At 70.1% G+C, this 14,308-nt stretch carries 10 protein-coding genes and 1 tRNA gene; 7 read left to right on the top strand and 4 right to left on the bottom strand.

The window, feature by feature from the left end:
- Positions 1-96: 96 nt before the first annotated feature.
- Together NI1_RS00150 and NI1_RS00155 are read left to right on the top strand one after the other, a co-directional pair.
- Entirely contained in the window at positions 97-3,060 is a 2,964-nt protein-coding gene (locus tag NI1_RS00150; RefSeq protein WP_067812902.1) for an AfsR/SARP family transcriptional regulator, read from the top strand.
- Between the two features lie 305 nt (positions 3,061-3,365).
- Positions 3,366-5,966, top strand: a complete 2,601-nt coding sequence (locus NI1_RS00155; protein WP_067812904.1) for a DNA translocase FtsK — start codon at positions 3,366-3,368, stop codon at positions 5,964-5,966.
- Positions 5,967-5,975: 9 nt separating this feature from the next.
- Here NI1_RS00155 and NI1_RS00160 read toward each other — a convergent pair whose 3' ends face one another.
- Both NI1_RS00160 and NI1_RS00165 read right to left on the bottom strand, forming a co-directional pair.
- Positions 5,976-7,163: an ABC transporter permease gene (locus tag NI1_RS00160; RefSeq protein WP_067812906.1), complete on the bottom strand. Its 1,188-nt coding sequence runs from the start codon at positions 7,161-7,163 to the stop codon at positions 5,976-5,978.
- The gene (locus tag NI1_RS00165) at positions 7,160-8,038 is read right to left on the bottom strand and encodes an ABC transporter ATP-binding protein (RefSeq protein WP_067812908.1); all 879 of its coding nucleotides are present in this window, start codon (positions 8,036-8,038) and stop codon (positions 7,160-7,162) included. The genes NI1_RS00160 and NI1_RS00165 overlap by 4 nt, the downstream gene beginning before the upstream one ends.
- A gap of 261 nt (positions 8,039-8,299) precedes the next feature.
- Between NI1_RS00165 and NI1_RS00170 the strand changes: the two genes are divergently transcribed.
- Complete coding sequence (locus NI1_RS00170; RefSeq protein ID WP_157534866.1) at positions 8,300-8,638, top strand: hypothetical protein; 339 nt, start codon at positions 8,300-8,302, stop codon at positions 8,636-8,638.
- Positions 8,639-8,695: 57 nt separating this feature from the next.
- The gene (locus tag NI1_RS00175) at positions 8,696-9,181 is read left to right on the top strand and encodes an FKBP-type peptidyl-prolyl cis-trans isomerase (RefSeq protein WP_067812910.1); all 486 of its coding nucleotides are present in this window, start codon (positions 8,696-8,698) and stop codon (positions 9,179-9,181) included.
- 7 nt (positions 9,182-9,188) lie between these two features.
- On the opposite strand, the gene NI1_RS00180 is transcribed toward NI1_RS00175, so the two are convergent.
- Positions 9,189-9,261: transfer RNA gene (locus tag NI1_RS00180), tRNA-Arg, on the bottom strand.
- Between the two features lie 249 nt (positions 9,262-9,510).
- Positions 9,511-10,725: a cation:proton antiporter gene (locus tag NI1_RS00185; protein ID WP_067812912.1), complete on the bottom strand. Its 1,215-nt coding sequence runs from the start codon at positions 10,723-10,725 to the stop codon at positions 9,511-9,513.
- A gap of 165 nt (positions 10,726-10,890) precedes the next feature.
- Here NI1_RS00185 and NI1_RS00190 point away from each other — a divergent pair, with 165 nt between their 5' ends.
- The 3 genes from NI1_RS00190 (at position 10,891) to NI1_RS00200 (ending at position 14,303) form a co-directional block, all read left to right on the top strand.
- A complete protein-coding gene (locus NI1_RS00190; protein WP_245663005.1) occupies positions 10,891-11,712 on the top strand; it encodes an LLM class flavin-dependent oxidoreductase in 822 nt (273 codons plus the stop codon).
- A gap of 75 nt (positions 11,713-11,787) precedes the next feature.
- Positions 11,788-13,041: a sigma 54-interacting transcriptional regulator gene (locus NI1_RS00195; RefSeq protein WP_084522419.1), complete on the top strand. Its 1,254-nt coding sequence runs from the start codon at positions 11,788-11,790 to the stop codon at positions 13,039-13,041.
- Positions 13,038-14,303 (top strand): vWA domain-containing protein, encoded by a 1,266-nt coding sequence (locus NI1_RS00200; RefSeq protein WP_067812923.1) that lies wholly within the window; start codon positions 13,038-13,040, stop codon positions 14,301-14,303. Before NI1_RS00195 ends, NI1_RS00200 begins: the two co-directional genes overlap by 4 nt.
- Positions 14,304-14,308 lie beyond the last annotated feature (5 nt).

The following is a 14,308-nucleotide window of genomic DNA, read 5'->3' on the forward strand; positions in this document are numbered from 1 at the left end:
CCGGTTGGCGGCGCCGCTGCCGATCATGAAACGATCACGCGACGAGCGGTAGCTTTCGTGATCGGCAGAGAGCCCGTGTGTGATGAGGTGGTCGCAATGTCTTGGCAACTGACGGTTCTCGGACCGGTCGAGTTGAGGTGTGCGGGCGCGCCGGCCGCGCCCATGCCGCCCAAGCAACAGGCCGCCCTGGTCATGCTGGCGTGGGCGCGCGGGCGCACGGTATCGGTCGAGGAACTGGTCGACGGCATCTGGGGTGCGGATCGGCCGTCCTCGGCGGTGGGGGCGCTGCGCAATTACGCGTGGGCGCTGCGCAAGCAGCTGGCCGTGCGCCCGGGGACGCTCGAATTGACCTCCGAGACCCGGGGTTACCGGCTGTGCGGGCCCGTCGAACTCGATATCGACCGGGTCGAGAGCTTCCGCGCCGAGGTCGAACACACCCGCGCCGCAGGGCATCTCGAACATACCGAGGCAGCGGTGCGGGCCGCGCTCGAGCAATGGCGGGGCGATCCGCTGACCGGGGTGCCGGGTCCGTGGGCGGCCGCCGAACGCGCCCGGCTGCGGCGCTTGCGGCTGACCCTGGAAGAGGATCTGCTCGAGATCACCGTGCAGCGCGGCGACTATTCGCGCGCCGTCGCCGATCTGACCGCGTTGATCACCGCCGATCCGCACAGTGAACGCTTGCGCGCACTGCTGATGACCGCGCTGTACCGGGCCGGGCGGCGGACCGAGGCGCTCGAGGAGTATCAGCGCATCCGGCGGGTGCTGGTGTCGGAGCAGGGCATCGAACCCGGACCGGTGCTGCTGGAATTGCATCGGCAGATCCTGGCCGACGAGCTGCCCGGGACCGATACGGTCCCGTTGGCGGTGGCCGCGCCCAAACCGGCCCAATTGCCGCCCGACGCAGCCGATTTCACCGGACGCCAGGAGATGGTGCGGGAACTCTGCGCCCTGCTGTCGGGCGTATCCGCTCGTCCCGCCGCGCTCGTCGACGCCGGTGATCACGGGGCCGGTCGCGTGGACGGTGGTCAGGGCGAGAGCGCTCCGCCGCTGCTGGCCCTCTCCGGAATGGGCGGCGTCGGCAAGACCACCCTGGCACTGCATGTGGCGCACCGGATCCGGGATCACTATCCGGACGGTCAGCTGTATGTGGACCTCTACGGCGCGGGGGAGGAACCGGCCGACCCGGAACACGTCCTGGGGGCGTTCCTGCGTGCGCTCGGGGTGCCGCAGCGTGAAGTCCCGGCCGGGGCCGCCGAGCGCGCCGCGCTGTTCCGATCCGCCATGAGCGGCCGCCGCATGCTGATCCTTCTGGATAATGCCGCCGACGCGGCCCAGGTGGTGCCGCTGCTGCCGGGTGAGCCCGGATGCGCGGTGCTGGTCACCGCGCGCCGGCCGCTGACCGCGCTGCCCGGGGTGCGCACGGCGGCGCTCAAGGTGCTCGATATCGCCGAAGCCGTAGCGCTTTTCACCCGGATCGTGGGCACGGACCGGGTCGCGGCCGAACCCGTGGCCGCCCGCCGCATCGTCGAACTCTGTGGTCTGCTGCCGATGGCGGTGCGGATCGTGGCCGCGCGAGTGGCGGCCCGGCCGCAGTGGACGCTGATCTCCGAGGCCGATCGCCTGGCCGCCGACCGGCACGACTTGGACCGCTTCCGCGTCGGTGACCTGGCGCTGACGGCGGCCTTCCGGGCCGGATACGCCCAACTCCCCGCCGATGCCGCCCGCGCCTTCCGCCTGCTCGCCATGGCGGATCTGCCCGATCTGTCCCTGGCCGCGACCTCCGCCGTACTCGACACCACCGAGCCCATGGCCGAGGACCTGTGCGAGGAGCTGGTGGATCGCGGCATGCTCGAGACGGTGGGGCGCGGCCGCTACCACTACCACGATCTGATGCGCCTGTTCGCGCTCGGCCACCGCGCGGAGGCCGGCGTGGATGTCACCGCGCGCCTGCTCGACTACTACCTGGCCACCATGAAAGCCGTGCTGCGCGTACGGCATCCGGGTCTGCGGCTGCGGCTGGCCCCGACCGGGCATCCGGGCACCCGTGTGATCGGGTTGGACGTCACCTGCGATTTCCTGCATGTCGAGCGCCGCAATCTGGTGGCGCTGTACCGGCTGGCCGCGGCCGGCGAGCCGCATCACCGCACCGTCGCCGCGGATCTCGCGCTGGCCGTGGGGGAGACCATGCTGGCCGGGGATTCGACCGTCGATATCGAGAGAGCCCTGGAAGAGCTGATCCGCGCCGCCGAACTCGACGGCAATGCGGTGGCCGCGCAGCGAGCCCGGCTGGCTCTGGTCTTCGCCCTGGTCGCCGAGTTCGGTGCACCGGACCGCGCGGCCGTGCACGTGCAGCGGCTGCTGGACGAGGTCGATCCCGAGGCCGAACCCTGGGTCGCGGGCTGCGCGCACCTGTTCGCCGGCGTGGTCGCCCTGCATCAACGCGATCCGAAGCGGGCCGCCACGCATTCCGCCGCCGCGCTGCGTCATTACCGCGCCGGCGCCAGCCCCGAATGCGTGCGTGTCGCGTATTCGTTCCTCGCCCAGGCGTATTCGGCCGCCGGCCGCCACCGCGATTCGCTGGCCGCCGCCGCACGGGCCGTGGTCGGCGACAGCCATCCGGGCACCCGCCGCAATGTCATGTGGGCGCTGACCGAAGCCGCGTGGGTGATGAGCAGCGAAGGCGAAGCCGAACTCGGCACCTATCTCTTCGATCTGGCCCTGCACGCCGCCCAGCGCACCGGCAGCTCCCGCTTCGAATCCACCATCCACACCCGCGCCGCCCTCGCCCACCTCAGCGCGGGCCGGCTGTCCCAAGCCGCCGAACAGGCCGAACGCGCCGAAGCCACCCGCGATTCCGGCCGCATCGACAACCTGCACACCTACAACATGCTGGTCCGCTATACCGCCCTGCGCCGCCTCGGCCGCAATGTCGATGCCGCCGAATGCTATCGGGCCGCCACCGACGAGATCCCCGACTTCGATGCGGCCCTCAGCCGGTGGTCGGCTATCGCCCGCAGTCCCAAAACCCAACCGGCTCCCCGCCTCCCGGCCATCCACTGACCGGTCTTCTCGGCATCCGCTGCCGGGCGATCTCGTCATCTCGCAGTCTTCACGGCCGCCCCATCTCGCCCGCCGAAGTGGGATTCCGGCCGGGCGCGCGCCGGGATGACGAATTTGGTGCACGCCCGAACGGCGGAGTCGGTGCACGCCGGAAGGGCCGGTGCTGCGCTGGTCACCCATGACGTGATCACTGATTTACGGCCGGTCGCGCGGCTATCGATGTGGCCTGTTCGACAGTGTCTGAAATGGGTGGGTCGGGTGTTGCGGATGGTCCGCATGGTGCCGTTGCGGCTAGCCTGGACCGCATGGCAGGTAAGGCCCGCGGCACCGCAACGTCACGTTCGCGCGGGGGATCGGCGCGGGCTAAGGCTCCGGCACGGTCCCAGGCGCGGGCTCCCCGTACACCCGCACCGCGCAAGCGGGCCCCGGCGGCGGGGCGGCCGGCGCCGGCGCGCAGGCGGCCCGCGGCGCGGCGGCAGTCCGATACCGCGCCGCTGGCGGTGGTCCGGCGGGGCGTGAGCAGTGGCTGGAACATGCTGGCGCGCGGGCTGGGCGCCAGTACTCGCGCGGTGAGCCGGGCGGGGGATATCGAGCACGGGCATCGGCGGGACGGGATCGCGCTGGGGCTGGTGGCTTTCGCGGTGGTGATCGCGGCGGCGGTGTGGTGCTCGGCGGGCGGCCCGGTCGGCGGCTGGGTGGATACCGTGGTGCGCGCGATCGCCGGATCCGCTTCGGCGGGGCTGCCTTTCGTGGCGGTGACCATCGCGGTGATCTTGATGCGCACCGAACCGCAGCCGGAGATCCGGCCGCGCTTGATACTCGGCGGTCTGCTGATGGGCCTGCCGGTGCTCGGCCTGTGGCATCTGGCAGCGGGCGCACCCACCGACGCGCACGGGCGCGCACACGCCGCCGGTTTCGTCGGCTTCGTGATGGGCGGTCCACTACGCGACGGGCTCAGCGGCTGGCTGGCGGTGCCATTGCTGCTGCTGGCAGTCGGTTTCGGCATTCTGCTGGTCACCGGCACCACGGTGCGCGAGGTGCCGGACGCGCTGCGTGAGATCTTCGGAACCGGTGCGGGCGGCGACGAATACGAGAGCTACTCCGACGAGCCCGGCCTCTACGATCCCGCCAACTACGACGCGGACGGTTTCCCGCTGCATCGCCCCGAGGCGCGCAAGCGCGGGCGCACGCCGAAGGAGAACTATCCGCCGGACGAGTTCGGCGGCTCCGACGCGGCCACCGAGGTCATCGGCGAACCGCCTTTGCAGGACGCCAAATCCATTGTCAAGGAGACGGAGCCGGAGCCTCCGAAACCCAAGCCGCGCAAGGCCCCGAAGGTCGTCGATCAGACTCCGCCGCCGCCGGAACCGCAGCAGCTGGAGTTCGTCACCGAGCGCGAGGTGGAGGGCGACTACCAGCTGCCCCCGCTGACCCTGCTCACCGATGGCGATCCGCCCAAGAAGCGCAGCGCCGCCAACGAATCCATGATCGAGGCCATTACCGAGGTCCTGGTGCAGTTCAAGATCGACGCCGCGGTCACCGGTTTCGTGCGCGGCCCGACGGTCACCCGCTACGAGGTCGAGCTCGGCCCGGGCGTGAAGGTCGAGAAGATCACCGCGCTGGCCCGCAATATCGCCTATGCCGTCGCCACCGAGAACGTCCGCCTGCTCGCCCCCATCCCGGGCAAGTCGGCGGTCGGCATCGAGGTCCCCAACTCCGATCGCGAACTGGTGCGCCTGGCCGATGTGCTCAAGGCCCCGTCCACCCGGAACGACCATCACCCCTTGGTGATCGGCCTCGGCAAGAACATCGAGGGCGAGTTCGTCTGCGCCAACCTGGCCAAGATGCCGCACCTGCTGGTGGCGGGCTCCACCGGCTCGGGTAAGTCGAGTTTCGTGAACTCCATGCTGGTTTCGCTGTTGCAGCGCGCGACGCCGGACGAGGTGCGGATGATCCTCATCGACCCCAAGATGGTGGAACTCACCCCCTACGAAGGCATTCCGCACCTCATCACCCCCATCATCACCCAGCCCAAGAAGGCCGCCGCCGCGCTGGCCTGGCTGGTGGAGGAGATGGAACAGCGGTACATGGACATGCAGGCCAACAAGGTCCGCCATATCGACGACTTCAACCGCAAGGTCAAGTCGGGGCAGATCACCGCGCCGCTGGGCAGTGAACGGGTGTACAAGCCGTACCCGTACATTCTGGCCATCGTCGACGAGCTCGCCGACCTGATGATGACCGCCCCGCGCGATGTCGAGGACGCCATCGTCCGCATCACCCAGAAGGCGCGTGCGGCCGGTATCCACCTGGTGCTGGCCACCCAGCGGCCGTCGGTGGACGTGGTCACCGGCCTGATCAAGACCAATGTCCCGTCCCGGTTGGCCTTCGCCACTTCGTCTTTGACCGACTCGCGGGTCATTCTCGATCAGCCGGGCGCGGAGAAGCTGATCGGTATGGGCGACGGCCTGTTCCTGCCGATGGGCGCGAACAAGCCGACCCGACTTCAGGGCGCGTTCATCTCCGACGAGGAGATCCACGCCATCGTCGAATTCACCAAGGAGCAGAAGGAACCCGACTATCAGGAGGGCGTCACCGCCGCCAAGGCGGGGGAGAAGAAGGACGTCGACGCCGATATCGGCGACGATCTGGACCTGCTGCTCCAGGCCACCGAACTGGTGGTCACCTCCCAGTTCGGCTCCACCTCCATGTTGCAGCGCAAGCTGCGCGTCGGCTTCGCCAAGGCCGGCCGCCTGATGGATCTGATGGAGACCCGCGGCGTGGTCGGCCCGAGCGAAGGCTCCAAGGCGCGTGATGTGCTGATCAAACCCGATGAGCTGGACGGGATCCTGTGGTCGATCCGCGGGGGCGGTGGCGAACCGCCCGCCGGGGACGACGAGGACTGACCGGGGCGCTCAGTCCTCCAGCGCGAGGGCCTGCCGGATGCTGATGCGGCCCTGGGTCTGCATGAGCGAACGGCGGTAGATCTTCTCGGCCAGCACGACCGTGCCGTAGGTGGCGGCCCCCATGATGGCGAGCGCGATCAGCGGCTCCCACCAGTTCGCGGTACCGGCGGCGAGGCGGCTGGGCATGGCCACCACCGAGACGATCGGCACATACGAGGCGATGGTCAAGGCGGTGCCGGACAGGAAGATTCCGGCGAACAGCACCGCCATCAGGAACATGGTCAGCGGTGTCGAGGTCGCTTGCAGATCCTCGTTGCGGGTGGCCACCGCGCCCGCCACCGCCCACAGGCTGGCCAGAGCCAGGAAGCCGACGACGAAGAACACCACGAACCAGCCCGCGGCCCCGCCGATCTGGCTGATCTGGTCGCCCTTGCCGGTGGCGGCGAGCCCGGCCAGGCCCGCGCCGACGAACAGCAGCAACTGCCCGAACGCCATCACCGCATTGCCGAGCACCTTGCCGATCAGCAACTGCCGCAGGGGAATCGCGCTGGCCAGGATCTCCACGATGCGGTTCTGCTTCTCCTCCACCACACTCTGCGCGATGGACAACCCGAACAGGATCGAGGCCAGGTAGAACAGGAACCCGAAGACCACCGCCGCGATCTTGGCGAGCCCTTCGTCCACCGAATCCGGTTCCAGCACCACGTAATTCACCGTCGCGCCCTGCCCGAGCTGTTCGAGCGAGAGCCCGGCCGCCGCGGCATTGCGCGCGATGGCGAGCTGGCGGACCGCCGCGCCCACATAGGTGTTCACCGCGTCGTTCTCACCGGTCTTGCCCAGCAGCTGCCAGCCGCCCGGTTGCGCCGGCACCAGTCCGGCCTCGGCGCTGTCGTCGCGCACCTGCTGCTCGACGGCGGCGGTATTGCCGAGCTCGTGGACGGCGAAGGACTTCTTGGCATCGGCCTGCTCGGCCAGCTGACCCGCCAGCTCGATCACCTCCGTCGCGCCCTGACCGGTGACGGCGATATCCACGGTTTCGGTCCGGCCGCCGACGAGTGCGCTCACCACCAGCGAGGCGATCAGCAGCAGCATGGTGATGCCGGTGGAGATGAGGAAGTTACGGTCCCGCAGTTTCACCAGGATCTCGCGCTGTGCGACGATCCGCCAGACGCCGTGCCGGGTAGCCGTGTCGTTCATGCCGTCACCTCGCGGTAGATGTCCGAGACCGTCGGCCGTATCTCGGCCAGTTCCCGAACCGATCCGAAAGCCATTGCCTTGGTGAGTAATTCGTCGGTCGATGCCCCGGTCAGCTCCAGCAGGGCGGTGCCGCCGCCGAGCTCGGCGACCGCCACGCCCGGGAAGGACCGCAGCCATTCGAGGTCGCCGTCCAGCCGCAGCCGGTAGTGCTGCGGTCCGCCGGCGGTCAGCTCCGCCGCCGAACCCGACGCCACTACCTTGCCCTTGGCCAGGATGACCAGCTGATCGCAGAGCCGCTCGACCAGATCCAGCTGATGCGAGGAGAACAGGATCGGCACGCCCTGCGCCGCGAACTCCTGCAACAGCGACGCCATCGAATCGACCGCGCCGGGGTCGAGCCCGGAGAACGGCTCGTCCAGGATCAGCAGCTCCGGTTGCGCCATTACCGCCGCGGCGATCTGCACCCGCTGCTGATTGCCCAGCGACAGCGATTCCAGCTTATCCTTGCCCCGCGCCCCGAGTTCGAACCGATCCAGCAGCTCCTGCGCCCGGGTCTTGGCGGCCGCGGCGCTCATCCCGCGCAATCGCGCCAGGTAGACCAGCTGATCCGCGACCGGCTGCTTGGGATACAGCCCGCGCTCCTCGGGCATGTACCCGAAGCGCCGCCGATCCTCGACCGTCACCGGCCGCCCGCCCCAGCGCACCTGCCCGCCGTGCACCGCCAGCACCCCCATGATCATCCGCATGGTGGTGGTCTTGCCGGCCCCGTTCCCGCCGACGAACCCGGTCATGGCTCCGTCCGGCACCGTGAACGACACATCGTCCACCGCCGTCTTGGCACCGAACCTGCGCACCAGATGCGCGACTTCCAGCATCGAACCTCCCCTGAACCCGGACAATCCAAGGCCCATCTTGCCCCAGCGCGCCCCGTTTGCCCGGTAGGCGACCGCGCGCTCGGATGGCCACAATGGGGCATGGGCGCAATACGTTTCGCATGCTGGGTCCCGCTCGCCGTCTTGCTGGCTTCGACCGGGTGTGCTTCGCCCGGCGAATCCGCGCAGGGCCCGATCGCCTCGGCCACGACTGCATCGGCCACGACTGCATCGGCCACGACCGCATCGACCACGAACACGCCGGTGGCCGCCGAGCTGGGCGCCCGCATCACCCTCGCCCCCGGCGTCCCGGTCGGGCTGGACGACGACCACCTCATCCTGCGGCTGAGCGAAGTCCCCTCCGACAGCCGCTGCCCGGTCGACGTCACCTGTGTCTGGGCGGGTGAGGCGACGGTCGTGCTGACCGCCACCGTCGCGGGCGCCGACGCCCGCGTCGAACTCCACAGTCCCGCCGCGGCCACCCCGATCGCGACGGCCGGCGGCTATGCGATCCAGTTGCTCGCCCTGAATCCCCTCCCGCGTTCCCAACACCCGATCGAGCCATCGGAATACCGCGTCGAGCTGCTCGTCACCCGCTCCTGACCGGCCTGTGTGGCCCGGTGCTCGGTTACCGGCCCCGATGGCTCTAGGCTCCATACCATGCTGATCGCTACCGACAAGGTCGTTTCCATCGACTACACGTTGACCAACGACGATGAGGAAGTGCTCGACACCTCGGTCGGCGAAGCCCCGCTCGTCTACCTGCACGGCGCCGAGAACATCGTCCCCGGTCTGGAGCAGGCCCTCGAGGGCAAGACCACCGGAGACGAGCTCGAGGTCGTCATCGATCCCGAGGACGGTTACGGCGAATACCTGGCCGAACTGGTCAGCACCGTCGACCGTGAGATGTTCGAGGGCGTCGACGAGCTGGAGCCGGGTATGGAGTTCCACGCCGAGGCCCCCGACGGCGAATCCCAGATCGTGACGGTAGTGCAGGTGGACGGCGACGAGGTCACCATCGACGCCAATCACCCGCTCGCCGGCCAGCGCCTGCACTTCAAGGTCAAGGTCGTGGAGATCCGCGATGCCAGCGAGGAGGAGCTCGCGCACGGGCATCCGCACGGGGAAGACGACGACGAGCACTGAGTATCGGCATGCCCGGGAGGAATCGAACCTCCAGCCTTCTCATTCGTAGTGAGGCGCTCTATCCGTTGAGCTACGGGCATTCGAAACCCCGCGCGGATGTCGGCGCTGACATCTACTCGGCACTGAGGTGCGCGGGGTTTGCTTGGGGGAGTTGATGATTCGGCGACGGCCGAGAGATGTCAGCGCAGGCTCCGGAAACCGGCGCGGACGCGGCCGACGATGTCGCGTGTGAACGGGAGCTGTACGAGCTCGGTCACGGGGCCGCCTTTCCTGTCGTCGGTGAGCTGGTGAAATCACGGTAGCAGCGGGTTCCGTACCGGTAAAACGATTTACGGCCGCGCCGCGGCGGTCGAGCGGGCAATCGCTTTGGCGGCCAACGGGAACAGCAGCACCGTGGTCGCGCCCGCCGCCACCAGGGTCGAGGCCAGGGCATCGCTCATCAGGCCGGCGCCGGTGGCCACCTGGGTGACCGCGACGATGATCGGCAGGCCGGTGGCGGCGTAGAGCGCCAGCTGGGCCCGCTCGTGCGCGGATTCGAGATTCTCGCCGTGCGCGACGAAGCGTTCGCCGGCCCATACCGGCAGCCCGCGCGCGAGGGCGATGGCGAGCACGAACACGATCCACATGACCGGGTTGCGCGCCACCGCCGCGGGGTCGATGCCCATGCCCGACACCACGAAGAAGATCGGGATGAGCAGCCCGAAACCGATTGTCTCCAGGGAGTGTTCGATCTCCGGATGGGTTTCGGCGATCAGGCTGCGCAGGATCAGGCCCGCCGCGAACGCGCCCAGCACGATATCGAGGTCGAAGGTCTCGGCGACGGCCATCAGGATCAGCAGCAGCAGGAACACCAGCCGGACCGGCAATTGCGTGGTGCCCGCCCACATCTCGGCGAAGAACCCGCCGCTGCCCGCGAATCGGTCCAGCAGGCGGCGCGGCACCACCGCGATCACGCCCGCCGCGGCCAGGAACAGCGCGAGCACCACCACGGCCGCCACCGGACTGCGGCTGGTCAGCAGCACCGACATGGCCAGCACCGGACCGAGCTCGCCGACCGCGCCGTGGGCGAGCACCGCCCGGCCCAACGGCTGATCCAGCACCCCGTCCTGTTTGACGATCGGCAGCAGGGTGCCCAGCGCCGTGGAGGTCAGCGCGATCGCCACCGCCACCAGCGCCGTGAAACTGTCGCCGCGCGCCACCAGCCACACCATCCCGAGCGCCAGCAGCAGCCCCGCCAGCCAGGTCAGCCACGCCACCCGCCCGGGTTTGCCGCCCAGCAGCCGTGGATCGAGTTCGTAGCCCGCCAGCAGGAACAGCATGCCGAGGCCGAGTTCGCTGAGCAGGTCGACCCCGCCCGCGGTCCCGGTGATGCCGATACCGTTCGGGCCCAGCAGCATTCCCAGCACCAGCAGGATCACCACGGCCGGTATGAAGCCACGCAGCAAACGTGAAGCGATCGGTGCGAGGACCGCGACGACCGCTATCCAGAACAGCGAGACGATCGCCGAAGGTGAATCGGAGAGGGCTTCCGCGGAGAGCGTCATCGAATCATCGTGTCATGCGGCAACCGCTCCGTTATTCGATGACACGGGCCGCTTCTCGGCGCTGTAGGGTAGGAACAGCGTTGATCTCGAACCGGCACCACTCCGCGCGGACTCGAGGAGCACACCCTGACCGACTACGGGCACGAACTGCAATTCGGGTGCTACGTGCGGCCCGCGGCGAATCAGGCGCAGCGGATCGTGGCGCTGGCGCGGTTGATGGAGGCCGACGGCCTGGATCTGCTGGCCGTAAGCGATCATCCGCACGATCCCGCCTCGCTGGAGAGCTGGACGCTGCTCACCTATCTGGCGTCGCAGACCGGGCATCTGACCTTCGTTCCGGCCGTGGCGAATCTGGGGCTGCGGGCACCGGCGCTGCTGGCGCGCAGCGCCGCCACCCTCGACATCCTCACGCGCGGGCGCATCGAAATAGGTTTGGGCGCAGGGGGTTTCGGGGACGATCTGGCGGCCATGGGCGGGCCGGTACGCACTCCGGAGCAGGCTCTGGACGCGGTGGCCGAGGCGATCGAGGTGATGCGCGCGCTCTGGAGCGATGCCCCGTCCGTCGAGTTCGACGGCGAGTACTACGCACTGCGCGGCGCGCGGCCCGGCCCGAAACCCGCGCATCCCATCGGTATCTGGCTCGGCGCGTACGGTCCGCGCTTCCTGCGCATGACCGGGCGGCTGGCCGACGGCTGGCTCGGTGACGCGACCCGCGGCGAACCGGAACAGCTGCCCGCATTCATGCGGGCGATCGACGAGGCGGCGACCGCGGCCGGACGAGAGCCGGCGCGGATCCGCCGCGTCTACATCGTGGACGCGGCCATGACCGCCGCGCAATTGACCGATCTGGCGCTGTCTGAGGGCATCAGCGGATTCCTGCTGCCGGTGCTCCCGGACGCCGAGGCCGAAGCCGCCCGCTTCGCCACCGAAACCGCCCCTGCGGTTCGGAGCGCGGTCGCCGCGGCGCGTGGCGAATCCGCTCCGTAGCGCGGTCTCGAGCAGCGACCCTGGGATCCCTCGAAAACCTCTGGCACAGTGGGGAAACGGAGGGAGGATCCGAACATGGTCGATCGCACGGACGGGCATATCGGTGAGGGAGCGGGGGAGAACGGCGCGGGGGTGAACCGGGGGTCCCCGCCGCACGCGCTCGCGGTGGCGGACGCGCTGCTGGCGCGCTGCGCCGAGTACCGGTACGAACCCTCGGAGAACGCGGCGGTGTCGGCGCTCGCGCTGGCGGTGGGGGCGAATCTGCCGGTGCTGCTGTGGGGTGAGCCGGGGATCGGCAAGACCGCGGCGCTGCTCCAGCTGGGGGCGGGGCTGGGGGTGCGGGTCGAGACGGTGATCGCGAGTGTGCATGAGCCGTCGGACTTTTCGGGCCTGCCGATCGTCGGCGCGGATCCCACGGTGAACGGTGTCCCGATGGCGCCCCCGGATTGGGCGGTCCGGCTGGCGCGGGCGGGGCACGGTCTGCTGTTCCTGGACGAGCTGTCCTCCGCGCCGCCCGCGGTCCAGGCCGCGCTGCTGCGCGTGGTGCTGGAGCGGCGGGTCGGGAGTCTGGAGCTGCCGCCGCCGGTGCGGATCGTGGCCGCGGCGAATCCGGCGGCGAGCGCGGCCGACGGCTGGCATTTGAGTCCGCCGCTGGCGAATCGCTTCGTGCATCTGGATTGGATGCACGATCCGGCGGTGGTGTCGCGGGGGCTGGCGGGCACCTGGCCGGCGGTGACGGTGCCGCGGGTGGATCCGGCGGCGGGGCCCTCGGCGGTCGCCCGGGCGCGCGGCCTGGTATCCGGATTCCTTTCCGCGCGACCGGCATTGGCGCATCGGCTGCCGCCCGATACCGAGGACCGGGGCCGCGCCTGGCCGTCCCCGCGCACCTGGGAGATGGTGGTGCGGCTGCTCGCGTTCGGTTTCGCCGCCGGGGCGGACCGGCACGCGGTCACCCTCGCCGTCTCCGGTGCGGTCGGGCCGGGCGCGGGCCTGGAGCTGCTCGCGTTCATCGACGAACTGGATCTGCCCGATCCGGAGGCCGTGCTCGCCGATCCGGAGGCCTTCGCGCTACCGGCCCGCGGCGACCGGCAGCTGGCCTTCCTCACCGCCGTGGTCGCGGCCGTGCAGGGCCGGGTGACCCGGGAGCGCTGGGAGGCGGGCTGGGAGGTGCTGGGTAAGGCGGTGCACGCGGGTTCGCCGGATGTGGCGGCCCGCGCGGCCTTCGATCTGGCGGCCCTGCGCGCCGGAAAGGATTGGCCCGCACCGCCGGTGCTCGACGCCTTCATCGAGGTGCTGCGCCTCGCCGGCCGAATGCCGTCCCGGCCGTGAGCCTCGCGCCCGAGGTGGATCGAACCAAGTTGCTGGCGGCCCGATTTCGCGCCGCCACCGATCGCCCATATCTGGCCACCGCGCTCTACGCCCTCACCTTCGTGCCCACCGGCCTGGTGCCGACGCTGGCGGTGGATGCCCGCTGGCGCTGCTATGTGGGACCGGAATTCGTTGCGCGCAACGAGGTTCCGGCGTTGGCGGGCGCTCTCATCCACGAGGTGTCGCATCTGCTGCGCGCGCATTTCGAACGCGCCGAACGGCTGGCCGAGCCCGCGCATCCGCTGCTGGTGAACATCGCCCAGGATTGCGAGATCAACGACGATCTGGTGGCCGATGAACTGGTGCTGCCGGCGGGCGCGCTGCTGCCCGCCACCTTCGAGCTGCCCGAGGGACGCATGTTCGAGGAGTACGTGCGATCGATCCGAGCGGAGCTGGAGCGGCAGTCCGGTTCCGGCGCAGGCGGTTTCGGCGACAACGAGCTGCCGCAGCGGCTGGCGGAGCGCTATGGCTTCGATATCGGCGCTCCACCCGACTGCGGTGCGACGCCGGGCGGTCGCGGCTGGGAGGCCGAGGCCGGTCGCGACACGCCCGCCGTCCATCCCGCCGAGGCCGCCGCGCTGCGCAAGACCACCGCCGAGGCGGTCCGCGCCCACGATCGCACCGCCGGCTCGGTGCCCGAGGGCTGGCGGCGCTGGGCCGATCACACCCTCGAACCGGTTGTCGACTGGCGTATCAAACTGGGAGGTGGTCTGCGCGAAGCGATCTCGTGGGCAGGCGGCGCGGTCGACTACACTCGCCGCCGCCCCGCCCGGCGCGGCGCCGCCGTACCCGAGGTGGTGCTGCCCGCGCTGGCCCGTCCGCTGCCGCGGGTGGCCGTGGTGATCGACACCTCCGCGTCCATGGGCGCCGACGATCTGGCGGTCGCCTTCGCCGAGATCACCGGCATCCTGCGCGGCGTCGGCCTGGGCGCCGAACGCGTCACGGTACTCACCTGCGATGCCGCCGTGCACACGGTGCGCCGGATCACCCGCATCGAGGAGATCGAGTTACGTGGCGGCGGCGGAACGGATCTCACCATCGGCATCGAGGCCGCGCTGCGCCTGCCGCACCGCCCGCAGGTGATCGTGGTGCTCACCGACGGCTACACCGACTGGCCCACCGCCGCGCCCGGAGCGCGCGTGATCGCCGTCCTCATCGGCGAGTCCCCGCCCGCACCGCCCGCCTGGATCGAATCGGTCGAGATCGAAACCCGTTCCGGCTGAACGGC

It is taken from the genome of Nocardia inohanensis NBRC 100128 (assembly GCF_001612945.1).
GTDB classification, from domain to species: domain Bacteria; phylum Actinomycetota; class Actinomycetes; order Mycobacteriales; family Mycobacteriaceae; genus Nocardia; species Nocardia inohanensis.

Coding starts and splice junctions, on each gene's coding strand:
- NI1_RS00150 (WP_067812902.1), top strand. CDS start 97: ATGTCTTGGCAACTGACGGTTCTCGGACCGGTCGAGTTGAGGTGTGCG.
- NI1_RS00155 (WP_067812904.1), top strand. CDS start 3,366: ATGGCAGGTAAGGCCCGCGGCACCGCAACGTCACGTTCGCGCGGGGGA.
- NI1_RS00160 (WP_067812906.1), bottom strand. CDS start 7,163: ATGAACGACACGGCTACCCGGCACGGCGTCTGGCGGATCGTCGCACAG.
- NI1_RS00165 (WP_067812908.1), bottom strand. CDS start 8,038: ATGCTGGAAGTCGCGCATCTGGTGCGCAGGTTCGGTGCCAAGACGGCG.
- NI1_RS00175 (WP_067812910.1), top strand. CDS start 8,696: ATGCTGATCGCTACCGACAAGGTCGTTTCCATCGACTACACGTTGACC.
- NI1_RS00185 (WP_067812912.1), bottom strand. CDS start 10,725: ATGACGCTCTCCGCGGAAGCCCTCTCCGATTCACCTTCGGCGATCGTC.
- NI1_RS00195 (WP_084522419.1), top strand. CDS start 11,788: ATGGTCGATCGCACGGACGGGCATATCGGTGAGGGAGCGGGGGAGAAC.